General features: G+C 67.1%; 16 protein-coding genes, 3 pseudogenes and 1 riboswitch. Of the genes and pseudogenes, 13 read left to right on the top strand and 6 right to left on the bottom strand.

Annotated features, from left to right (window positions below):
• Positions 1 to 37 precede the first annotated feature (37 nt).
• A pseudogene (locus tag ACFQU0_RS03955) lies at positions 38 to 1,437 on the bottom strand (transposase).
• Positions 1,438 to 1,598: 161 nt separating this feature from the next.
• A riboswitch (TPP riboswitch) is annotated at positions 1,599 to 1,707 on the top strand.
• Between the two features lie 93 nt (positions 1,708 to 1,800).
• On the opposite strand from ACFQU0_RS03955, the gene thiC reads away from it, so the two are divergent.
• The 9 genes and pseudogenes from thiC to ACFQU0_RS03910 all read left to right on the top strand — a co-directional run bounded on the left by thiC (position 1,801) and on the right by ACFQU0_RS03910 (position 10,041).
• A complete protein-coding gene (gene thiC, locus ACFQU0_RS03950) occupies positions 1,801 to 3,708 on the top strand; it encodes a phosphomethylpyrimidine synthase ThiC (protein WP_382198819.1) in 1,908 nt (635 codons plus the stop codon).
• Positions 3,709 to 3,712: 4 nt separating this feature from the next.
• The gene (locus ACFQU0_RS03945) at positions 3,713 to 4,786 is read left to right on the top strand and encodes an FAD-dependent oxidoreductase (RefSeq protein ID WP_382198818.1); all 1,074 of its coding nucleotides are present in this window, start codon (positions 3,713 to 3,715) and stop codon (positions 4,784 to 4,786) included.
• Positions 4,779 to 4,985 (top strand): sulfur carrier protein ThiS, encoded by a 207-nt coding sequence (gene thiS / locus ACFQU0_RS03940; RefSeq protein WP_382198817.1) that lies wholly within the window; start codon positions 4,779 to 4,781, stop codon positions 4,983 to 4,985. Before ACFQU0_RS03945 ends, thiS begins: the two co-directional genes overlap by 8 nt.
• 5 nt (positions 4,986 to 4,990) lie before the next feature.
• The gene (locus tag ACFQU0_RS03935; RefSeq protein WP_382198816.1) at positions 4,991 to 5,776 is read left to right on the top strand and encodes a thiazole synthase; all 786 of its coding nucleotides are present in this window, start codon (positions 4,991 to 4,993) and stop codon (positions 5,774 to 5,776) included.
• Positions 5,777 to 5,780: 4 nt separating this feature from the next.
• Positions 5,781 to 7,349: a bifunctional hydroxymethylpyrimidine kinase/phosphomethylpyrimidine kinase gene (thiD, locus tag ACFQU0_RS03930; protein ID WP_382198815.1), complete on the top strand. Its 1,569-nt coding sequence runs from the start codon at positions 5,781 to 5,783 to the stop codon at positions 7,347 to 7,349.
• Between the two features lie 32 nt (positions 7,350 to 7,381).
• A pseudogene (locus ACFQU0_RS03925) lies at positions 7,382 to 7,711 on the top strand (DNA-3-methyladenine glycosylase I); the annotation flags it as partial.
• A 65-nt stretch (positions 7,712 to 7,776) separates the two neighbouring features.
• Positions 7,777 to 8,010 (top strand): annotated as a pseudogene (locus ACFQU0_RS03920) (DUF1653 domain-containing protein); the annotation flags it as partial.
• A gap of 48 nt (positions 8,011 to 8,058) precedes the next feature.
• Entirely contained in the window at positions 8,059 to 8,259 is a 201-nt protein-coding gene (locus ACFQU0_RS03915; protein ID WP_382198928.1) for an oxidoreductase-like domain-containing protein, read from the top strand.
• 90 nt (positions 8,260 to 8,349) lie between these two features.
• Positions 8,350 to 10,041 carry an AMP-binding protein gene (locus tag ACFQU0_RS03910; RefSeq protein WP_382198814.1) on the top strand — a complete coding sequence of 564 codons (1,692 nt, stop codon included), beginning with the start codon at positions 8,350 to 8,352 and terminating at the stop codon, positions 10,039 to 10,041.
• Positions 10,042 to 10,072: 31 nt separating this feature from the next.
• On the opposite strand, the gene ACFQU0_RS03905 is transcribed toward ACFQU0_RS03910, so the two are convergent.
• Positions 10,073 to 10,732 (bottom strand): FMN-dependent NADH-azoreductase, encoded by a 660-nt coding sequence (locus tag ACFQU0_RS03905; RefSeq protein ID WP_382198813.1) that lies wholly within the window; start codon positions 10,730 to 10,732, stop codon positions 10,073 to 10,075.
• 121 nt (positions 10,733 to 10,853) lie between these two features.
• Here ACFQU0_RS03905 and ACFQU0_RS03900 point away from each other — a divergent pair, with 121 nt between their 5' ends.
• The 4 genes from ACFQU0_RS03900 to ACFQU0_RS03885 all read left to right on the top strand — a co-directional run bounded on the left by ACFQU0_RS03900 (position 10,854) and on the right by ACFQU0_RS03885 (position 16,960).
• Positions 10,854 to 11,813 (top strand): LysR substrate-binding domain-containing protein, encoded by a 960-nt coding sequence (locus ACFQU0_RS03900; RefSeq protein WP_382198812.1) that lies wholly within the window; start codon positions 10,854 to 10,856, stop codon positions 11,811 to 11,813.
• Positions 11,814 to 11,865: 52 nt separating this feature from the next.
• Positions 11,866 to 14,766 carry an HD domain-containing phosphohydrolase gene (locus tag ACFQU0_RS03895; protein WP_382198811.1) on the top strand — a complete coding sequence of 967 codons (2,901 nt, stop codon included), beginning with the start codon at positions 11,866 to 11,868 and terminating at the stop codon, positions 14,764 to 14,766.
• Between the two features lie 66 nt (positions 14,767 to 14,832).
• On the top strand, positions 14,833 to 15,768 hold the full coding sequence (locus ACFQU0_RS03890; RefSeq protein WP_382198810.1) for a hydroxymethylglutaryl-CoA lyase: 936 nt from the start codon (positions 14,833 to 14,835) through the stop codon (positions 15,766 to 15,768).
• Positions 15,761 to 16,960 carry a CaiB/BaiF CoA transferase family protein gene (locus ACFQU0_RS03885; RefSeq protein ID WP_382198809.1) on the top strand — a complete coding sequence of 400 codons (1,200 nt, stop codon included), beginning with the start codon at positions 15,761 to 15,763 and terminating at the stop codon, positions 16,958 to 16,960. The genes ACFQU0_RS03890 and ACFQU0_RS03885 overlap by 8 nt, the downstream gene beginning before the upstream one ends.
• Here ACFQU0_RS03885 and ACFQU0_RS03880 read toward each other — a convergent pair.
• The 4 genes from ACFQU0_RS03880 to ACFQU0_RS03865 form a co-directional block, all read right to left on the bottom strand.
• On the bottom strand, positions 16,945 to 17,436 hold the full coding sequence (locus ACFQU0_RS03880) for a thioesterase family protein (protein WP_382198808.1): 492 nt from the start codon (positions 17,434 to 17,436) through the stop codon (positions 16,945 to 16,947). The genes ACFQU0_RS03885 and ACFQU0_RS03880 overlap by 16 nt on opposite strands.
• A gap of 266 nt (positions 17,437 to 17,702) precedes the next feature.
• Positions 17,703 to 18,872: an acyl-CoA dehydrogenase family protein gene (locus tag ACFQU0_RS03875; RefSeq protein ID WP_382198807.1), complete on the bottom strand. Its 1,170-nt coding sequence runs from the start codon at positions 18,870 to 18,872 to the stop codon at positions 17,703 to 17,705.
• Complete coding sequence (locus tag ACFQU0_RS03870) at positions 18,869 to 20,935, bottom strand: acetyl/propionyl/methylcrotonyl-CoA carboxylase subunit alpha (RefSeq protein WP_382198806.1); 2,067 nt, start codon at positions 20,933 to 20,935, stop codon at positions 18,869 to 18,871. The genes ACFQU0_RS03875 and ACFQU0_RS03870 overlap by 4 nt, the downstream gene beginning before the upstream one ends.
• Entirely contained in the window at positions 20,932 to 22,104 is a 1,173-nt protein-coding gene (locus tag ACFQU0_RS03865; protein WP_382198805.1) for an acyl-CoA dehydrogenase family protein, read from the bottom strand. The genes ACFQU0_RS03870 and ACFQU0_RS03865 overlap by 4 nt, the downstream gene beginning before the upstream one ends.
• Positions 22,105 to 22,116 lie beyond the last annotated feature (12 nt).

Here is a 22,116-nt window from a genome sequence, read left to right as displayed (position 1 = left end):
GCACGCTTTTGGCGACTATCCCTCCACTTGATCCCCTTTACCTCGCTATCGCCGCCTGCATGCCCGGTGCAAGTGGCAACCACTTGGCCATTCTTCGCAGGTTCTGCGCCGTGGCCGCCAAGATGAACTCGTCGCGCGCACCTGCCAAGCCGCGCAGCCGCAGTCGGTCGAGCTTGAGGATGCGCTTGAGATGGGCGAAGAGCATCTCAACCTTCTTGCGCTGTTTGCTCGATTGCTTGAACTCATCTGTTTGTGCAATCTGTCGAGCAACGTCACGAGCACCCTCATAGATACTGCGAGCGATCTTGCGATGCGGGGTATTGGGACAGCACTCCAGTTTGCGCGAGCAATTGCTGCAGTCAAGCGAGCTGGCCCGATACACGATGGTGTCCGCCTGTGTCACATGGTCGCGTGGATTCTTGAACCGCCGCCAGTTCGACTTCAACGGCTTACCTTCCGGGCAACGGTACTCATTGGCGGTCTCATTCCAAAGAAACTCGCTGCTCGACAGGGTCTCGTCCTTGCGCTGGGTTCTGTCCCAGACCCTGACGTGCGGTGCAATCCCTTTGTCGTTGACCATCCAATCAAGCATCGGCGCTGTGCCATAAGCGGTATCGCCCACCAGTCGACTGGGTTTGATACCGAATCGGTCTTGCACACGTTGCACCATGGCCTTGGTGGCTTCCACCTCCAGCGTGCGATGCGCCTGCGTGGCTTCGACATCCACGATGATCCCCGCCTCCAGATCGATGAGATAGTTGGTGGAGTAGGCAAAGAAGGCGGGGCCACCTGGCGCTGCGGTGTATCTGGCTTGTGGGTCCGAAAGAGAAACTGTTCTGGGGTTGGCTATGGGGACCGTATCGCTTGAGACCGGATTGGTATCTTCCAGCGCTGCAAGGTACTCGCGTACCGCAGGACTTGGCTTGTCGCCTCCGGCCAATCCTTGGGATCTTCAGGCGTTGTCACGTTGGCCCGATTGGCATCGGCCTTGATGACGCTGGCATCCACGGCGAAGCCTTCACCACGAACCAGTCCCTCGGTCATGCATCGACCCAGAACGACTTCAAACACATGACGGAAGGCTTCGCTCTCGCGGAACCGGCCGTGGCGGTTCTTTGAGAAGGTGGAGTGATTGGGGATTTTGTCTTCCAGTCCGAGCCGGCAGAACCACCGATAGGCCAGATTCAGATGCACCTCCTCGCAGAGTCTGCGCTCGGAGCGGATGCCGAAGCAATACCCAATGACCAGCATTCGGATCATCAGTTCGGGATCGATGGATGGCCGTCCTGTGTGGCTGTAGAACGGCGCAAGATGTTCGCGCAAAGTGCTGAGGTCGAGGAACTGGTTGATGCCCCTCAGCAAATGGTCGGATGGGATGTGCTCTTCCAAGTTGAAGGCATAGAAGAGCTGATCCTGGTTCGCCGTGTGACCCATCATGGTTTGCACCTCCGTAAAGGAGAAACCGCATGCAAGTCACGGGCCAGACAACTCAAAAATCAGTGTTTTTCAACAGAATTAGCCTGAAGCCGCCAACTGACGAGCAGCCCGCCACGCCCATCTCCGCTCAACCACCGCCCCTCGGATTCCCAAGTACACTTCCACCCGCTCCGGGGTGCACGTATGGCGTGCTGAGATGGCGGACTTGACCGCCGGAACCGCGAACTTGATCTGGTTAGTACCAGCGTAAGAAGAGCTGCAGCGCCGTTGGCGCGTGCGTCCGTCCCTGTGTGGCGGGCATGCGCGCCTGCACCACCGGCGTCGAGGCGGGGCATTTTTCCAACCACTTTGGAGACTGCCTCGATGAACGCCCCCGACAAGCTGCAGCAACTGCTTTCGCTCACCCGCAAACCCTTCCCCCAGTCCCGCAAGGTCCATGTGCCTGGCACGCAAGACGGCGTGCACGTGCCCATGCGCGAAATCGCGTTGACCAATGGCGAGACCGTCACGGTCTACGACACCTCGGGACCCTACACCGACCCGACCGCCCACATCAACATCCGCCAAGGCCTGAAACCGGTGCGCAGCGAATGGGTGGCTGCGCGCGGCGACACCGAGGCCTACACCGGCCGCAGCCGGGTGGCGCTGGACGACGGCGGCAAACACGGCCCGAACGGCGAAGATATGGCGGACACCCGCATCGAAGCCCTGCGCGCCGAGGCCGCCGCGCTGCAACGCACGCCGCTGCGCGCCAAGCCCGGCGGCAACGTCACGCAGATGCACTACGCGCGCCAAGGCATCGTCACGCCCGAAATGGAGTTCATCGCCATCCGCGAGAACGGCAAGCGCGAGTGGATGCGCGCCTACCTGGGCGACGCCGAGCGCGAGGCGCGTCTGAAAGGCAACCCGCTGGGCGCGCGCATCCCCGACATCATCACGCCCGAGTTCGTGCGCGACGAGGTGGCGCGCGGCCGTGCGGTGATCCCGGCCAACATCAACCACCCCGAGCTGGAGCCCATGGTCATCGGGCGCAACTTCGGCGTGAAGATCAACGCCAACATCGGCAACTCGGCCGTCACCTCCTCCATCGAGGAAGAGGTGGAAAAACTGGTGTGGTCCATCCGCTGGGGCGGCGACACGGTCATGGACCTGTCCACCGGCAAGAACATCCACACCACGCGGGACTGGATCGTGCGCAACTCGCCCGTGCCCATCGGCACCGTGCCCATCTACCAGGCGCTGGAAAAAGTGGGCGGCGTGGCCGAGGACCTGAGCTGGGCCATCTTCCGTGACACCCTGATCGAGCAGGCCGAGCAGGGTGTGGACTACTTCACCATCCACGCCGGCGTGCGCTTGGCCCAAATCCCCATGACGGCCAAGCGGCGCACCGGCATCGTTTCGCGCGGCGGCTCCATCCTGGCCAAGTGGTGCATCACCCACCACAAGGAGAACTTCCTCTACACCCACTTCGAAGAGATCTGCGAGATCATGAAGGCCTACGACGTGAGCTTCTCGCTGGGCGATGGCCTGCGCCCCGGCAGCGCCGCCGACGCCAACGACGAGGCCCAGTTCGCCGAGCTGCGCACCCTGGGCGAGCTGACACGGATCGCCTGGCAACACGACGTGCAGACCATGATCGAAGGCCCGGGCCACGTGCCCATGCACCTGATCCAGGCCAACATGGAAGAGCAGCTCAAGCACTGCCACGAGGCGCCCTTCTACACCCTGGGCCCGCTGACCATGGACATCGCGCCGGGCTACGACCACATCGCCAGCGCCATCGGCGCCGCCATGATCGGCTGGATGGGCACGGCCATGTTGTGCTACGTCACGCCCAAGGAACACCTGGGCCTGCCCGACCGTGACGATGTGAAGCAGGGCATCATCGCCTACAAGATCGCCGCCCACGCCGCCGACATCGCCAAGGGCCACCCGGGGGCCCGCGCGCGCGATGACGCCATGAGCAAGGCGCGCTTCGAGTTTCGCTGGCGCGACCAGTTCGCCCTGGGCCTGGACCCGCAGACCGCCGAGGCCTACCACGACGAAACACTGCCCAAGGACAGCAGCAAGGAGGCGCACTTCTGCTCCATGTGTGGCCCCAAGTTCTGCAGCATGAAGATCACGCAGGACGTGCGGGATTACGCAGCGAACCAGGGCGTGAGCGAGGGCGAGGCCCTCGCCCGTGGCATGGCGCAGAAAAGCGCCGAGTTCAAGGCCACCGGCGGCGAGTTCTACGTGCCGCTGGACGCACTGACCACGAAGAAGGCCTGACGCCGTGGCCCGCATAGGCATTGCCGGGGCCGGCGTGCTCGGACGGCTGCTGGCCTGGCGGCTGGGCCACGCCGGGCACGCGGTCACGGTGTTTGACCCGGCGCCCGGCCCCCAGGCGCCGGCCACCGGGCAACTGGCCGACACCACCCCACACGCCGCCGGCTTCACCGCCGCCGGCATGCTCAGCCCGCTGGCCGAGCTGGACAGCGCCGGCCCGGCCATCGCGCGCCTGGGCTGGCGCTCGCTGGCACTGTGGCGCGACATCGCACAGGCGCTGCGCAAGCAAGGTTGTGGGGCACCACTGTTCGCGCAGCACGGTAGCCTGCTGCTGGCGCATGGTGCCGACCTGGGAGCGGCGCGCCGGGTGTTGGCCCGCTTGCAGGCTGCGCCCGACCTGCCCGCGCCGCAGCCGCTGGACCGCGACGCCCTGGCAGCGTTGGAACCCGCGCTCGCACGCGACCTGCACGGCTGGCTGCTGCCCGACGAAGGCCAGGTGATGGCCCGCGACATGCTGCACGCCTTGGCCACCCACGCGCCCGGCGTGGACTGGCGCTGGAGCCAGCGGGTTCAAACCGTAGGGCCCGGTGCCTTGCACACGGACAACGGCACGCCCAGCCGTTTCGATCTCGCCATCGACGTGCGCGGCCTCGGCGCCCGGCCGGCGCTGCCCCTGCGCGGCGTGCGCGGCGAGCTGCTCTGGCTGCACGCGCCCGGCCTGCGCTTGCTGCGCCCGCTGCGCCTGCTGCACCCGCGCCACCGCGTCTACATCGTGCCGCGCCCCGGCAACCTCTTCGTGGTGGGCGCCAGCGAGATTGAGAGCGAGGACCGCTCGCCCGTGAGCCTGCGCAGCGCGGTGGAGCTGATGGCCGCCGCCCACAGCGTGTTGCCCGAGCTGGCCGAGGCCCGCATCGTGCACATGGAAAACAACCTGCGCCCCGCCCTGCCCAACAACGAACCCCACACCCACACAGCGCCCGGCCTGCTGCGCATCAACGGCCTGTTCCGCCACGGTTGGTTGCTGGCGCCGGCGCTGGTGGAGGACGCACTCGCCGCCCTGGGAGATCTCAAGCATGTCTGACACCCTGCACTTCAACGACCAACTCCTGCCTTGCCAGAACGGCCTCACGCTGGCCGAACTGCTGCGCCAGCAAGGCCTGGACGGGGCCGCACTCGCCACCGCCGTCAACGGCCATTTCGTGCCGCGCGAACGCCGTGAGCACCATCCACTGCAAGCGGGCGACCAGGTCCTCACCTTTCAAGCCATCGTCGGAGGTTGACGCGCATGACCCATTCCAACTGGACGCCCTACGGCGTCGAACTCGGCAGCCGCTTTCTGCTCGGCAGCGCCGGCTACCCCTCGCCCCAGGTGCTGGGCGAAGCCATCGTGGCCTCGGGCACGCAGGTCGTCACCGTGGGCCTCAAGCGCAGCTTGGCCGGGGCCGGCGACAATGGCTTCATCGCCGGCATCCTGGCCAGCGGTGTCCGGCTGCTGCCCAACACGGCCGGCTGCCGCAGCGCACGCGAGGCCATCACCCTGGCCCACATGGCGCGCGAGCTGTACGGCACGCACTGGATCAAGCTGGAGGTCGTGGGCGACGAACACACCCTGCAGCCCGACCCCTGGGGCACGGTGGAGGCCGCCGCCGAGCTGGTGCGCGAAGGCTTTGCCGTGTTTCCCTACTGCACCGACGACCTCGTCACCTGCCGCCGACTGCTCGACGCCGGGTGCGAGCTGCTCATGCCCTGGGGCGCGCCCATCGGCTCGGGCCAGGGCCTGCTCAACCCCTTCGCGCTGCGCACCCTGCGCGCGCGCCTGCCCGGCGTGCCACTGGTGGTGGACGCCGGCATCGGCGCGCCCTCGCATGCCGCCGCCGCCATGGAACTGGGCTTTGACGCCGTGCTGCTCAACTCCGCCGTCAGCCAGGCGGTGGACCCGGTGCGCATGGCGCGCGCCTTCGGCCAGGCCATCGCCGCCGGCCGCGCCGCCTTCGAGGCCGGCGTGATGGCGCCACAAGACATGGCCGTTGCCTCCACCCCGGTGCAGGGCCACCCCTTTCTGATCGGATGACCCCATGAACCAGCCCCCCGTGATCTGGAGCGTGGCCGGCACCGACAGCGGCGGCGGTGCCGGCCTTTCGGCCGACCAGCGCACCGCCGACGCCTTGGGTGTGCACCTGTGCCCGGTGGTGGCCGCCGTGACGGCGCAGAACACCGTGGCCGTCACCCACATCCACACCACGCCGCCCGAACTGCTCGACGCGCAACTGGCCGCCCTGGCCGACGACCTGCCCCCGCGCGCCATCAAGACCGGCCTGCTCGGCAGCGCCGCCAACGCACGCGTGCTGGCCCGCTGGGTGGACCGGCTGCGCGAGCGTGGCCCGCTGGCCCTGGTGGTGGACCCGGTGCTGCGCGCCAGCACCGGCGCGGCCTTCGCCGATGCCGAACTGCTGGCCGCCTACCGCAACGAGCTGTTGCCCCGCTCCACCGTCATCACCCCCAACCAGCGCGAAGCCCAGGCCCTGCTGGGCACGGCAGATCAGGATGTGCCGGCCCAGGCCGGCGCCCTGCGCGCGCTCGGCGCCCAGGCGGTCTGCATCACCGGCGGTGACGCCGCCACCCCGGCGCTCTCGCGCACACTCTCACATGACTGGCTGGACACGCCCCACGCGCGCGGCTGGCTGGCCCTGCCCCGGGTGGACACGCCCCACCACCACGGCACCGGCTGCACCTTCGCCAGCGCCCTGGCCGCCGCCCTGGCGCTGGGCTGGGTGGCGGCCGACGCCGCCGTCCTCGCCAAGATGGCCACCACCCACGCCCTGCGCCACGCACGCGCCGTGGGCAGCGGTGCCGGGCCGGTGGTGGCACGTGCCGGCTTCGGCACCGACCCCACACTGCTGCCCCGCCTCTCGCTGGGCTATCAGCCGGTCGCGTGGCGTGCAACGCGCCGAGGCCGCGACCCGGGCCTCTACGCCATCGTCAACAGCGCCGAACGCGCCGAGGCGGTGCTGCGTGTGCGACCCACGGTGGACACGTTGCAACTGCGGATGAAACGCCCGACCCACATCGACGACACCCGCTGGAGCCAACAACTGCACGATGCCATCGTTCGCAGCCAGCGCGCGGCCGACGCGGCCGGCGTCACCCTGGTCGTCAACGACCACTGGCACACCGCGCTGCGGGCCGGCGCCCGCGCCCTGCACCTGGGCCAGGAAGACCTGCTGACCCTCACGCCAGCCGACCACGCCACCCTGCAGGCCGCGCGCGACCGAGGCGTCGAACTCGGCCTCAGCTCGCACAGCCTGTGGGAGCTGTGCCGCGCCGCCGCCCTGGCGCCCGACCTGATTGCCTGCGGTCCCATCTGGCCCACCACCACCAAAAACATGCCGTGGCACCCACAAGGTCTGGACAACCTGGCGTGGTGGGCCCACATGGCCCCCGCGCCGGTGGTGGGCATAGGCGGTGTGCTCGAACCCGGGCAGCTGGCGGACATCGCGGCCACGGGCGCGGCTGGCGGCTGTGTGGTGCGGGGGCTGGGCAAAGACCCGGTCCTCACCCTGCCGGCGTGGCGGGCCGCTTGGCGTAAGGGGCTGGCGCGGCGAAAACCGCCACCTCCCGAGCTGCCGCACCCAACCTTGGCTTGAAGCCCGGGTACCTGCCCCCGTAACATCGCCCAATGAACACCACCCTTCCCGGTCCCGATGGCCGCCCGCGCTGCCGCTGGTGCGCCTCGGCGCCCGAGTTCCTGCCCTACCACGACCACGAATGGGGTTTTCCAGTGGCCGACGACCGCCGCCTGTTCGAGAAGCTGTGCCTGGAGGGATTTCAGTCGGGTTTGAGTTGGCGCACCATCCTGGCCAAGCGCGAGCACTTTCGCCGCGCCTTCGTGGGCTTCGACTTCGAACAACTGGCCCACTTCGGCCTGGCCGATGTCGAGCGCCTGCTGCAGGACCCGGGAATCGTGCGCCACAGGGGCAAGATCGAGGCGGCAGCCGCCCGCGCGCGCTTCAAAGTGCCACAACGGTGACGCGGCCGGGTGGGGGCGACCTCAGGGCATTGGACAATGCCCCCATGACGACCGACCAAGACCTTGCCCCACTGAACAGCACGCCACCCGGCCTGTACCGCCACCACAAGGGTGGCTGGTACGAGGTGCTGGACACCGTGCGCTGCAGTGAAACGCTGCTAGGCATGACGCTGTACCGCGCCTTGTACGGCGCGCACGGCCTGTGGGTGCGGCCCGCTACCATGTTTGCCGAAGAAGGCCAGTGGGGCGGCCGACTGCAGCCGCGCTTCACGCCCATAGCCTGGCGCAGCTTGTTTCCCCAGGACCTGCCCACCGCACAGGCTTTGGTGGCCCACGTCTCGCGCCTGCTGGGGGAGGCCGGGGCCACACACCGCCCGCCCCCGCCCGAACCCGACACCTGCTGTGGCCGTGGCTGCAACGGCTGTGTGTGGGAGGGCTTTTACGCCGCACTCGTGTGCTGGCGTGATGACGCCGCCGCGCTGCTGAGCGCCAGCACACCGCCGGCGCATGTTCAACGCCTGGGGTGACAGGGAAAACCCACTGCACGAAACCCGTCCCCCAAGGTAGCGTCTCGCTCAGGTGCCCGCATCCCGCAACCACAACCCACAGGACGCCCCATGCCATCCGTCTCGCCCGACCTGCTTGCCCTGCAGCGGCTGTACCACTGGGAGCAGGCCGACCCATCGCGCATCACCCTGACCCAGCCCATGGGCGACGGCAACACCCAGACCTGGACCTGGGGCCAGGTGGCCGACCAAACGCGGCGCATGGCCGCGCACCTGCAGGCGCAGGGCTGGGCGCCGGGCTCCAAGGTGGCCATCCTGTCCAAAAACTGCGCCTGGTGGCTGATGAGCGACCTGGCGATCTGGATGGCCGGTTACGTGTCGGTGCCGCTTTACCCCACGCTGGCGGCTGACACGGTTCACCAGATCCTGACCCACAGCGAGGCCAAGGCCTGCTTCATCGGCAAACTGGATGGCTGGGCGGGCATGAAGCCGGGCGTGCCAGCGGGCCTGCCCTGTTTCAGCTACCCGCTGTCGCCCGCCGATGCCGTGGCCGCGTACGACGGCTGGGACGCGATTGTGGGCCGCACCGCACCACTGGCCGGCCGGCCCACCCGCCCCAGCGACGAGCTGGCCACGTTGATCTACACCTCGGGCACCACCGGCAAACCCAAAGGGGTGATGCACAGCTTTGGCAACTTCGCGTGGGCCATCACCAGCGGCCTCCAACGGGTGCCCATGTCGGCCGACGACCGCATGTTGTCCTACCTGCCGCTGGCGCATGTGGTCGAACGGGTGCTGGTCGAACACGGCTGGCTGCAAACCGGCATGAACCTGTACTTCGCCGAATCGCTGGACACCTTTGCCGCCGACCTGCAACGTGCCCGGCCCACCATCTTCTTCTCGGTACCGCGCCTGTGGGTGAAATTCCAGCAAGGCATTCACCACAAAATGCCGCCGGCCAAGCTGCAGCGGTTGCTGGGCATCCCTCTCATCGGTGGGCTGGTGCGCAAAAAGGTGAAGAAGGCCTTGGGCCTGGACCAATGCCGCTTTGCGGCTGGGGGCGCAGCGCCCATGCCGATGGAGCTGCTGCAGTGGTACAGCCACCTGGGCCTGCACATCAACGAAGGTTATGGCATGACCGAAAACCTGGCGGTCTCGCACATCACCGTGCCGGGCAAAAACCAGCAAGGCACGGTGGGACCCACCTATGAGGGGGTGGACCACCGCATCGACCCCCAGAACGGTGAAATCCAGATGCGCAGCCCGGCCTTGATGCTGGGCTACTACAAGGAACCCGAACAAAGCCGAGGCGCCTTCACGGCCGATGGCTGGCTGCACACCGGCGACAAGGGCCAGATCGATGGCAAAGGCAACCTGCGCATCACCGGCCGGGTGAAAGACCTGTTCAAAACCGGCAAAGGCAAATACGTGGCGCCGGCGCCGATTGAAGACCGGCTGGTGATGCACGAGGCGGTGGAAGCCTGTGTGGTGACCGGGGCCAACCTGGGCCAGCCGCTGGGCATCGTGATGCTCAATGCGGAGGCCGTGGCCACCTGCCGCCAAGCCAGCCTGCGCGCGGTGCTGGAAACTTCGCTGGCGCAGCACCTCCAACACATCAACGCCGCCCTCGATCCCCACGAACAGTTGCAGTGCATTGTGGTGGTCACCACCCCGTGGACGGTGGACAACGACGTGATCACGCCCACCTTCAAGGTCAAGCGCAACCGCATCGAAGACCTGTACGCGCGCCACTACCCCGCGTGGGAAGCGGCCGGACAGACAGTGATCTGGGCGGACGGTTGAGCACCCGACCGGGCGGTCGGGTGTGTGGCTGTCAGGCGGTGGCGACCGCCGTGTCGGCCTCAGCCCCGCTGCGGCCGGCGGACACGGCCCGGATGATGTCGGCGCCGGCACTGGCCAGCGCCTGCGCCTTAGCCGCATCGCCCATGGCCACACCTTCAGCACGCACAAAACGCACGTCGGTGATGCCAAAGAAGCCGAACACCGTGCTCAGGTAGCTTTCCTGGTGCTCCAGGGCACGGCCGCCTTCGCTGGTGGAGTACACACCGCCCCGGCTGGAGGCCACGATCACCGTCTTGCCGCCGGCCAGGCCTTGTGGGCCCTTTTCGGTGTACTTGAAGGTGCGGCCCACCTGCGCCACGCGGTCGATCCAGGCCTTGAGCTGGCTGGGGATGGAGAAGTTGTAGAGCGGTGCGCCCACCACCACCACGTCGGCGGCCAGGAACTGCGACACCAGGCGCTCGGACACCACGTTTTCAGCGCGTTGCACCTCGCTCAGTTCGGCCGCGTCCACCGGCAGGCGAAAGCCCAGCGAGTCGGCCGACAGGTGGCTGGGGGCGCTGCTGGCCAGGTCCAGGTGCTCGACCTGAGTACCCGGGTGGGTGGCCACCCACTGGTCAACGATCTGGGCGGTGAGTTGGCGCGAGACGGAATGGGCGCCGAGCACGCTGGCGTCGATGTGAAGCAGTTTCATGGTCTTGTCCTTGGGTGGATACCGCGTGGTGCGGCGATGGATGAAGTATTCCCTATAGAACAATGTTTGATAAGTTGGCAAAATGAGAACTTATCGTTCTATAAATAGGACAATAAACACCATGCAAGACCTGAACGACCTGATTTATTTCGCCGAAGTGGTGGAGCACGGTGGGTTTGCGGCGGCCGGGCGCAGCCTGGGTGTTCCAAAGTCCAAACTGTCGCGGCGGGTGGCCGATCTGGAAAACCGGCTGGGCGTGCGCCTGCTGCAACGCACCACCCGCAAGCTCTCGCTCACCGCCGTGGGCGAGCAACTGCACCGCCACTGCGTGGCCCTGCGCGAAAACGCCCAGGCCGCCGATAACGTGGTGGCCCTGGCCTTGAGCGAACCCAGCGGGCTGCTGCGCATCGCCTGCCCGGTCACGCTGGCGCAAACCACCGTGGGGCCGTTGCTGCCGCTGTACCTGAAGCGCTACCCCAAGGTGCGGGTGGACATGCGGGTGAGCAACCGCGTGGTGGACTTGGTGGAAGAAGGCGTGGACGTGGCCTTGCGGGTGCGCCAGACGCTGGACGACAGCGGCAGCCTGGTGGTCAAGCGGCTGGCGCTGTCACAAACCGTGATGGTGGCCAGCCCCGCCCAACTGGCCCGCCAGGGCACACCCGACAGCCTGGACGCACTGCAGGCCATGGACACGGTGAGCATGTCGGCCCACGACGGCTTGGCCAGCTGGACGCTGGTGGGGCCCGATGGGCAGGCACGGCCTTTCAACCACCGCCCGCGTGTGGTGGCCGACGATCTGCTAAGCCTGCAGTACGCGGTGCGCATGGGCACCGGCGTGGGCATGCTGCCCGACTACCTCTGCCGCGACGATTTGCGCCAGGGCCATTTGCGGCAGATCCTTCCCGGCTGGTCCACACCGCCCGGCATTTTTCACGCGGTGTTCCCCTCGCGGCGCGGTCTGGTGCCCTCGGTGCGCGCCTTCCTCGACCTGCTGGCCGAGTACGTGGCACGGGGTGGCCTGGACCTCGCGCCCACCACTGCGGCGCCCGCGCCACACCCAGAAGCTGGCAGCACAATGTGAACATTAATTAACAGTTATAAGCAGGGCTACCGTCACCACACGCCACCCGCACATGACCACGGGCCCCAACAGCGCGAAAACACCTGCTCTGCCACCGCTCCCCGGCTGGCCCATCCGGTTTTCCATCGCTTCGGTGGTGGTGGTGGCCATGCTGGTGCTGGCCGTGGCGGTGCTGGCGCTGGGCAGCTACGGGTCGCGCCAGAACGCGATTGCCACAGCCACACACACCGCGCGCGATGCCGGCAAGCTGGTCACCGAACAGGCCCGGCGCATGCTGGAACCCGCACAGGCCACGGTGCGCCAGCTGGGTTTTGACCCCATCGCCACCGCCACAACGCTGGAAGAGCGGCTGCAACGCATCTACGTGTTGTCCGAAGAGCTGGCGGTCAACGAACTGGTGTCGGCCATCTACGTGGGCTACGACAACGGTGACTTCGTGCTGGCACGCCCACTGGACCGGCCCGAGGTGCGGCGCCGGTTCGACGCCCCGCCCATGGCCAACTTCCTGGTCCAGTCGGTCACGCGGCAGCCCGATGGCAGCCACCGGGGCGACTACCACTTTTTCACCGCCAATGGCAAAAACATCGAACGCCGTCCCCAGCCCGACTACCACTTCGACCCACGCACCCGGCCCTGGTACCAGGCGGTGGCCCACTCCGGCGCGCCCGAACTCTCGTTGCCCTATGTGTTTTTCACCACCCAGCAGGTGGGCATCACCCTGAGCCAACGCAGCCGCGACGGCGGCGCCGTGATCGGCATCGACGTGGTGCTGGACGACCTGGCCAGCAGCCTGAGCGACCTGCGGGTGACGCCGCGCACCCAGTTGGCCCTGGTGAATGCCCAGAACGAAGTGCTGGCCTACCCCGACATGGCCCGGGTGCTCAAACGCGGCGACAGCAGCTTCGATTTCAAAACCCTGCAAGAGCTGGACGAACCCAGCCTGTCGCCGCTCAACGACTTGTTGAGTGCGGACAGCCCCACGGCCCTGTACCAGGTGCAGGGCCAGGAGTGGCTGGGGGTGAGCATGGACTTTGACGTCTGGCGCAGCCCAGGCATGCGCCTGCTCGTGGCCATGCCCAGCAGCGAACTGATGGGCGAACTCGAACGCCGGCGCCTGCAGGTGATTGCGCTCATCATCGCCGTTGTGTTGCTGTTGCTGCCTCTGGGCTGGTGGGCGGGCGCAGGCATTGGCCACAGCCTGGACCGGTTGTCATGGCGGGCGCACCGCATTGGCCGCTTCGACTTTGCCCGGCCGGCCCAAACAGAACCGAGCTGGGTGCGCGAAGTCAACCAGCTGTCAACCGCCATGGACGGCATGGGCCGCACCATCGAGACGTTTTTGCGCATCAGCGAAACCATGGCCACCGAACCTCACGTGGAGCGCATGCTGGGCGCGGTGCTGCAACAGTTTCTGGCCGCCACCCGCTGTGACGGCGCGGCCGTCTACCTCTGGAACGAAAGCGCAGGCCACATGACCCGGGCCGCCGCCGAAGGGCAGTTGCCCGTTTCGCTGGTGGGGCGCTTCGCTTTTGACGCCCAGCGCACGGTGCGTGCCGGCATCCGCCGGGTGGACGAGGACGTGCACCAGATGGAGCTGGAACTGCGTGGGCGCACCGGGCAACTGCAAGGGCTGCTGGTGCTCAACCACCAGGGCGACGACGAACACGCGGACGAGGCCTTCATCGCTTTCGCCAAACGCCTGTCGGGCATGCTGGCCGTGTCCATCGAAACGCGCCAGCTCATCGACGCGCAGAAAAACCTGCTGGATGCGGTCATCCGACTCATGGCCGACGCCATCGACGCCAAGAGCCCCTACACCGGTGGCCACTGCGAACGGGTGCCCCAATTGGCCACCATGCTGGCCGACCGCATGCACGCCGACCGCGACGGCCCCTACGCCAGCTTCGCCATGACGGAAGACGAGCGCTACGCCTTCTACCTGGCCGCGTGGCTGCACGACTGCGGCAAGGTCACCAGCCCGGAGCACATCGTCGACAAGGCCACCAAGCTGGAGGTGATCTACAACCGCATTCACGAACTGCGGCTGCGCTTTGAGGTGCTGTGGCGCGACGCCGAGATCGCCCACCTGCAGCGTGTGGCCGGCGGGGCAGACACACCAGCGTCAGAAACCGAACGCGACGCCCGCCACGCCCAGCTGCAAGACGACTTTGCCTTTGTCGCCCAATGCAACGTGGGCGGCGAGTTCATGGCCGATGCCGCCATCGAACGCCTGCACACCATCGCCCGCCAAACCTGGCAACGCCACTTTGACAACCGCCTGGGCCTGTCCAGCGAAGAGCTCAAGCGTGTGCAGGCCGCCGAACCACAGGCGCCGACCTTGCCGGTGGCCGAAGCCTTGCTGGCCGACCGGCCCGAACACCTGGTGCCCTGGACCAACGACCGCCCCCCGGTGGAAAAAGGCCATCCGGACAACCACTACGGCTTCGACATGGTGCTGCCGCCCCACAAACAGAACATGGGCGAGCTCCACAACCTCGTCATCCGGCGCGGCACGCTGACCGACGAAGACCGCTTCAAGATCAACGACCACATCGTCCAGACCTACATCATGCTCAAGGGCCTGCCCTGGCCAAGGCCGCTGGCGCAGGTGCCCGACATCGCCGCATCGCACCACGAAAAAATGGACGGCAAGGGCTACCCTCGGCGCCTGTCGGCCGAACAGCTGGGCACCGCCGACCGCATCATGGCCCTGGCCGATATCTTCGAAGCCCTGACCGCCGCCGACCGCCCCTACAAAGCGCCCAAATCACTCTCGGAATCCCTCAAGATCATGGCCTTCATGTGCAAGGACCAGCACCTGGACACCGAACTGTTCCGCTACTTCCTGCACAGCGGCGTCTGGCGCGATTTCGCCTTGCGTTTCATGTTGCCGGCCCAGGTCGATGAGGTGGACATCGCGGCCATCGAAAAGCTGCTACCCGCGTCGGCCTGACGGCCCCGCGCCGCCGCACCTGGGTACCATCGGCGGTCCCGCCCCGCCGATGTTCCACCTGCCCTCATGACACCCGCCCCCTTGAGACCCGACGTGCTGATCAGCGAAGTTGGCCCCCGCGACGGCCTGCAAAGCGTGCAGGCCACCATGCCCACCCCACACAAGTTCGCCTGGATAGACGCCTTGCACGACGCCGGCCTGCGCGAGATCGAGGTCTGCTCCTTTGTGCCCGCGCGCTTGCTGCCACAAATGGCCGATGCGGCAGAGGTGGTGGCCCATGCGCTGACCAAACCGGGTTGGACGGTGATGGCATTGGCGCCCAACCTGCGTGGCGCACAGGCGGCCCTAGCGGCCGGTGTTCACAAGGTCACGCTGCCCGTGTCGGCCAGCGAAGCTCACTCCCTGGCCAACGTGCGCAAGACCACCGCACAGATGGTGGACGAAGTGCGCGCCGTGGTGGCGCTGCGCAACAACACCGCGCCCGGCGTGCACATCGAGGTTGGCATCTCCACCGCGTTTGGCTGCACCTTGCAAGGTGAAGTGCCCGAAGACGGCGTGGTGCGCCTGGCCGCCGCGCTGGCGGCCTGTGGCGTGGACGAGATCGGCCTGTCCGACACCACCGGCATGGCCAACCCGGCCCAGGTGCGGCGCCTGTTCCAGCGCGTGTTTGCCGAGATCGGTGAGCGCGCCGGCGCGGCCCACATGCACAACACACGCGGCCTGGGCCTGGCCAACTGCCTCGCCGCCTTTGATGTGGGTGTGCGCACCTTCGACAGCTCGCTCGGCGGTCTGGGCGGCTGCCCCTACGCGCCCGGCGCATCCGGCAACGTGGTCACCGAGGACCTGGTCTTCATGTTCGAGGCCATGGGTGTGCGCACCGGCGTGGACATCGCCCGCCTGATCGCGGCGCGCGAGCCCCTGCGTGCCGGCCTGCCCGGCGAGCCGATCTACGGCATGACGCCCGAAGCCGGGCTGCCCCACGGATGGAGCCAACATGTCTGACACGCCCCAAACCCTGCCATACGCGGGCATACGCGTCGTCGAATTCACGCACATGGTCATGGGCCCCACCTGCGGCATGCTGCTGGCCGACCTGGGCGCCGATGTCATCAAGGTCGAACCCGTGGGCCATGGCCGCGAGGGCGACGCCACCCGCAAGCTCATCGGATCGGGCGCGGGCTTTTTCCCTATGTTCAACCGCAACAAGAAGAGCGTGGCGCTGGACCTGTTGACGCCCGAAGGCAAGGAAGCGGCCCTCAAGCTCATCGCCACCGCCGACGTGGTGAGCGAGAACTTCAAACCCGGCACCATGCAGAAACTGGGGCTGGATTACGCCAGCCTGAAAACCCTGAACCCCCGCCTGATTTACGTCAGCCACAAAGGCTTTCTGCCCGGCCCCTACGAACACCGCACCGCACTGGACGAGGTGGTACAGATGATGGGCGGCCTGGCCTACATGACCGGGCGCCCCGGCGACCCACTGCGCGCGGGCACCAGCGTCAACGACATCATGGGCGGCATGTTCGGCGCCATCGGCGCCATGGCTGCGCTGGCGCAGCGCGAGAAAACCGGCCAGGGCCAGGAGGTGCAAAGCGCGCTGTTCGAGAACAACGTCTTCCTCGTGGCCCAGCACATGATGCAGTTTGCCGTCACCGGCAAGGCGGCTGCGCCCATGCCGGCGCGCATCTCGGCCTGGGCGGTGTACGACGTGTTCCAAGTCAAGGACGGCGAGCAGATTTTTCTGGCCGTGGTCAGCGACAGCGCCTGGAAAACCTTTTGTGAGGCCTTCGGATTTGCCGATCTGTTGGCCGACGAGCGCCTGCGCAGGAACAACGACCGCGTGCGCGCCCGTGAATGGATGTTGCCCGAGCTGCGCCAGCGCCTGGCCAGCCACAGCGCTGCCGAACTGGGGGCCGTGTTCGAGGCCAATGCCCTGCCCTTTGCACCCATCACCCAGCCGCATGATTTGTTCGACGATCCGCACCTCAACGCCACCGGTGGCCTGGCCCCCATCGCCCTGCCCGACGGCCGGCCGGCCAAGGCGGTGTTACTGCCGCTCACGCTCGATGGCGAGCGCCCGCCGGTGCGGCTGTCGCCGCCCAAGCTGGGCGAACACAACGTGGAAGTGCTGACGGCGCTGGGCTACACCCCCGAGCAGGCGCAGGCGCTAGGGGTATCTCAGGACACGATGTAAGCGCCGCTGCCGGTGGACAGCAGCTTGCCGTCTGGCCCGCGCATTTCCATTCGGGTGGAGCACACCCGCGAGCCCAGGCGCAGCACCTCGGCGTAGACATCGAAATACTCGCCGATGCCGGGCCGCAGGTAGTCGATGCGCAGATCGATGGTGCCGAGTTTGGCGAAGCGCAGCATGCGCTGGGCCGGCGCCTCATCCATGTGGCGCGCACCAATGGCCGCCATCGACGCCAGCCCGCCCATGCCATCCAGCACAGCGCTGTTGACGCCGCCGTGCAGCCGGTTGTAGGCGTAGTGGCCCACCAGCTCCGGTCGCATGAGGATGCGGCCCTTGCACCACTGGGGCTTGATCTCCGTGATCTTCAGGCCCAGCACCTTGTTGAAGACGATCTTCTCTTCGAAGATTTCACGGACGCCTTCGATGAACTCGGGCTCGAAGTCCACGGGCACGGTTTCGATCTTGCTGTTTTTGCTCATTGAACTTATCCGTCAGTTATTTGGGGCCGCGCAAGCGTCTTTTTGGGATGGGATGCCAGGCGCAAAACGCAGCTGGGCTGATGCCCAGCAAGGCTTTGCAACGCCGCAGACCGCCCAAAAAGACACTTGCCCTTCGGGTTGGGACGAAATCGGGCGATTTGCACACCCAGCCTCTTGCATGGGCCTCCAGCCCATGCTGCGCGGCCTGGGCGCGCAACTCATCCCGATTGCGTCCCAACGCGGCCTCAAATAACTGACGGATAAGTTCATAGCCCCAATTGTCGTGCGGCGAGGTCTTTCATGATCTCCTCGGCGCCGCCGCCGATCATCATGACCTTGACCTCGCGGTAAATGCGTTCGCTCACCGTGCCGCGCATGAAGCCCATGCCCCCCAGGATTTGCACCGCCTGATCGGCGCAGAACTGCATGGTCTGGGTGGCATGGTTCTTGAGCATGCACACCTCAGCCACCCAGGCTGGCGAGGTGTCGCCCGCATCGGCCCGTGCGGCGATGGCCTGCAGCCAGGCCTCGGTGGACGCGATGCGCATCCACATGTCCACCAGCTTGTGGCGGATCACCTGGCGCTCCACCAGCGCCGCGCCAAAGGTCTTGCGCTGGCGCGCCCAGGCCAGGGCTTCGTCGTAGCAAGCCTGAGCAAACCCCAGCGCGCCCGCCGCCAGGCCAAAACGCTCGGCGTTGAAGTTGCTCATGATGATCTTGAAGCCGTCGCCCTCGCGGCCAATGAGGTGACTGGCCGGCACCCGCACGCCATCAAAACGCAGGTGGGCCGTGTCCGAGCAATGCCAGCCCATCTTCTGCAGCGGGCTGCGGCTCAGGCCCGGCGCATCGCCGGGGATGAGCAGCATGGACACACCACCGGCACCCTTGCTGCCGGCTTCACCCGTCCGCACCGCAGCGGTGATCCAGTCGGCCCGCACGCCCGAGGTGATGAACACCTTCTCGCCGACCACCACGTAGTGGTCGCCATCGAGGCGCGCCGTGGTGCGCAGCGCGGCCACGTCGGAGCCACCGCCCGGCTCGGTGATGGCCAGCGCCGCAATCTGCTCGCCGCGCAACACACCGGGCACCACCTGGCCTTGCAGTGCCGCCGACCCATGCGCCACCACCGGCGGCAAACCGATGTTGTGCGAAAACAAGCTGGCCAACACACCGCCACTGCCACCGTGCCGGCACAACGCCACCCACACCGGCAGGCGCATGGCGTAACCGGCGGGCGTGCCGCCCAGGTGCTCGGGGTAGCCGATGGCCAGCAGGCCCAGTTCGGCCGCACGGCGGTACAGCGCACGCGGGAATTCGCCCGCCGCATCCCAGTCGTTCACATGCGGCGCAATCTCTTCGCGGGCGAAACGTGCCACGCTGTCGTAGAGGTCTTGCAGCTCGGCAGCGTTCATCGTGGGGGGTGCGGCGGGGTTCATGCGGTTTCCTTCGCCTGCGCCACCAAGCGCAACAGCACCTGTCCGGGCGCGGCCTGCTGGCCGGGCGACACCAGCACCGCCTCCACCACGCCGCTGCGCGGTGCCGCCAGGCTGTGTTCCAGCTTCATGGATTCGAGCACCAGCACCGGCGCCCCCTGCTCGACCACATCCCCTGGCGCCACATGCAGCGCCACCACCTTGCCGTTGAAGGGCGCGCGCAGCTGGTCGGCCGCACCCGCCGCCCCGCCCTGGCGCTGCGGCAGCAGCGACAGGTCGTCAAGCCACAGGGCCACACCATCCACCAGCACCTGCCAGCGGGGCGCGCCGTCCAGCGCGGCGCTGCCAGCGCGCACCACGGCCGCATGGCGGCGCACGCCATCCACCTCCAACGCCCAGTGCCCACCCGCATCGCGCTGCCAAGTGATCTGGTGTTCGGTTTCGGTGTCACGCAGACGCGCTTGGGCCGGCCCCGTCGCGGTGAAGCCCCAGTGGCTCACCACCCCTTCGTGCCGCACGCGCACCGGACGCTCGTAGCCGCAGCCCAGGCTCAGTGTCGGCGGCGCTTCGGCCAGCAGCATGGCCAACACGGCGGCGGGTATGGCAGCACGTTCGCGCGCCAGCAATTGCGCGCGCAGCACGTCGCCATGTTCGGCCAGGAAAGGAATCAGCGCCTGACCGGCACGGAACACCGGGTGGTCCAGGCAAGCGCCCAGAAAGTCGCGATTGGTGGGCAGGCCCAGCAACTGCAACTGGCGCAAAGCGACATGCAACTTCGCGATGGCTTCATCGCGCGTGGGCGCGTGGGCGATGAGTTTGCCCAGCATGGCGTCGTAAAAGGGCGAGACCACCGCGCCGTCTTCCAACGCGTGGTCGAGACGCAGACCTCTGCGCTCGAAAGCGGCGTGTGGCGGCGCGCGGAAGCGGGACACCACACCGGTGTGCGGGCGGAAGTCAGCGTCCTCGGCGCACAGGCGCAGCTCAATGGCGTGGCCTTGCAGGTGCACCTGGTCTTGCGTCAGCGGCAACGCCTCGCCGCGTGCGATGCGGAGTTGCCACTCGACCAAGTCTTGCCCAATAAGCGCTTCAGTGACAGGGTGCTCCACCTGCAAACGCGTGTTCATCTCCATCAGGAAAAACTGAGCCCCCACGCTCCCCGCTTCGCGTGGTTCGCTGCCCCCCAAGGGGGCTGCCCCGCCTTGGGGCGGCCCGGCGGCGGGCCACTCGCCGCCATCAAGCAGAAATTCCACCGTGCCCGCGCCCACGTAGCCGGCCGCCTGGGCCAATGCCACCGCACACGCGCCCATGCGCTCGCGCAAGGCTGCGTCCACCGCCGGGCTCGGCGCTTCTTCGATGATCTTCTGGTGCCGGCGCTGTACCGAGCAGTCGCGTTCGCCCAGGTGGATGCAGTGGCCGTGGGTGTCGGCAAACACCTGCACCTCCACGTGGCGCGGGTTGAGCAACGCGCGCTCGATCAACAGGTCGCCGTTGCCGAAGGCGCTCACAGCTTCGGAGCGGGCGCTCTGCAAGGCCGCCGGCAGTTGCGCCGCATCCAACACCAGCCGCATGCCGCGCCCACCGCCGCCCGCCACGGCCTTGACCATGACCGGGTAACCGATGCGTGCGGCCTCGCGCACCAGCGTGGCCTCGCTCTGATCGGCGCCAAAGTACCCAGGCAGGCAAGGCACGCCGTGGGCCAACGCCAGCGCCTTGGCGCCGGACTTGCTCCCCACCGCATGGATCGCGGCAGGTGGCGGCCCCACCCAGGTGAGCCCCGCATCAATGACGGCCTGCGCGAAGTCCGCGTTTTCGCTCAGGAAACCGTAGCCGGGGTGGATGGCGTCGGCGCCGGTTTTGCGGGCAGCTTCGATCAGCTTGTCCATGCGCAGGTAGCTGTCGCTGGAAGCGCTGCCGCCCAGGGCCACGGCCTCACCGGCCTCGCGCACATGCAGGGCTTTGGCGTCGGGGTCCGAAAACACCGCCACCGTCGCGATGCCCATCTTGTGGGCGGTGTGGATGACACGCCGGGCGATTTCGCCCCGGTTCGCGATCAGCAGCTTTTTCATGCCGAGGGCTTCTTGGCGATGCCCATGATCTTGGACAGGATGCCCATCATCACCTCGTCGGCACCGCCGCCGATCGACGCCAGACGCCCGTCGCGGTACATGCGCGAGACCTTGTTCTCGTAGGTGAAGCCCATGCCGCCCCAGAACTGCAGGCAGGTGTCGGGCACGGTGCGGTTCAGGCGCCCGGCCTTGAGCTTGGCCATGGTGGCCCATTCGGTCACGTCCTCCCCGGCCACGTAGTGCTCGCAAGCCTGGTAGGTGAGCGCGCGCAGGGCCTCCACCTCGGTCTTGAGCTCGGCCAGCTTGAACTGCACCCACTGCTGGTCGGCCAAACTTGCGCCAAACAGCTTGCGCTCGTGCGCGTAATCGATGGTCCACTGGATGCAGTTGTTGAGCGACTGCAGCGTGCTCGCCGCGCACCAAAGGCGCTCTTCCTGGAACTGTTGCATCTGGTAGACGAAGCCGGCGCCCTCCTTGCCGATGAGATTGCGCTGCGGCACACGCACCTCGTCGAAGTAGATCAGTCCGGTGTCGCTGCTGTGCATGCCGATCTTGCGGATCTTCTTGCCCACCTCAATGCCTTTGCGCAGCTTGCCGTTCTCGCGCATGGGCACCACGATGAGGCTTTTGTTCTTGTGGATCGGGCCATCCCCCGTGTTGACGAGCATGCACATCCAGTCGGCCTGCAAGCTGTTGGTGATCCACATCTTCTGCCCGCTGATGACGTAGTCGTCCCCGTCCTTGCGCGCCGTGCTCTTGATGCCCGCCACGTCGGAGCCCGCGCCGGGTTCGCTCACACCGATGCAGCCCACCATGTCGCCCGCGATGGCCGGCGCCAGGAACTCGCGCCGCAGCTCGTCGCTGCCGAAACGCGCCAGGGCCGGCGTGCACATGTCGGTCTGCACGCCAATGGCCATGGGGATGCCGCCGCAGTCGATGTGGCCCAAGGCCTCGGCCATGGCCACGCTGTAGCTGTAGTCCAGCCCGGCGCCGCCAAAGGCCTCGGGTTTGGTCAGGCCCAGCAGGCCGAGGTTGCCCATCTTCTTGAAGACCTCGTGTGCGGGAAAGATTTCGGCCGCCTCCCACTCGTCCACGTGGGGATTGATCTCTTCGTCGATGAAGCGCTTGAGCGTCTTCTGGATCTCGCGGTGCTCGTGGGTGAACTGCATGGTTGTCTCCTT

Source organism: Hydrogenophaga defluvii (assembly GCF_042665235.1).
Classification (GTDB): Bacteria; Pseudomonadota; Gammaproteobacteria; order Burkholderiales; family Burkholderiaceae_C; genus Hydrogenophaga; species Hydrogenophaga defluvii_A.
Note: the sequence above shows the minus strand (reverse complement) of the source record. Positions and strands in the feature narration are given on the sequence as shown.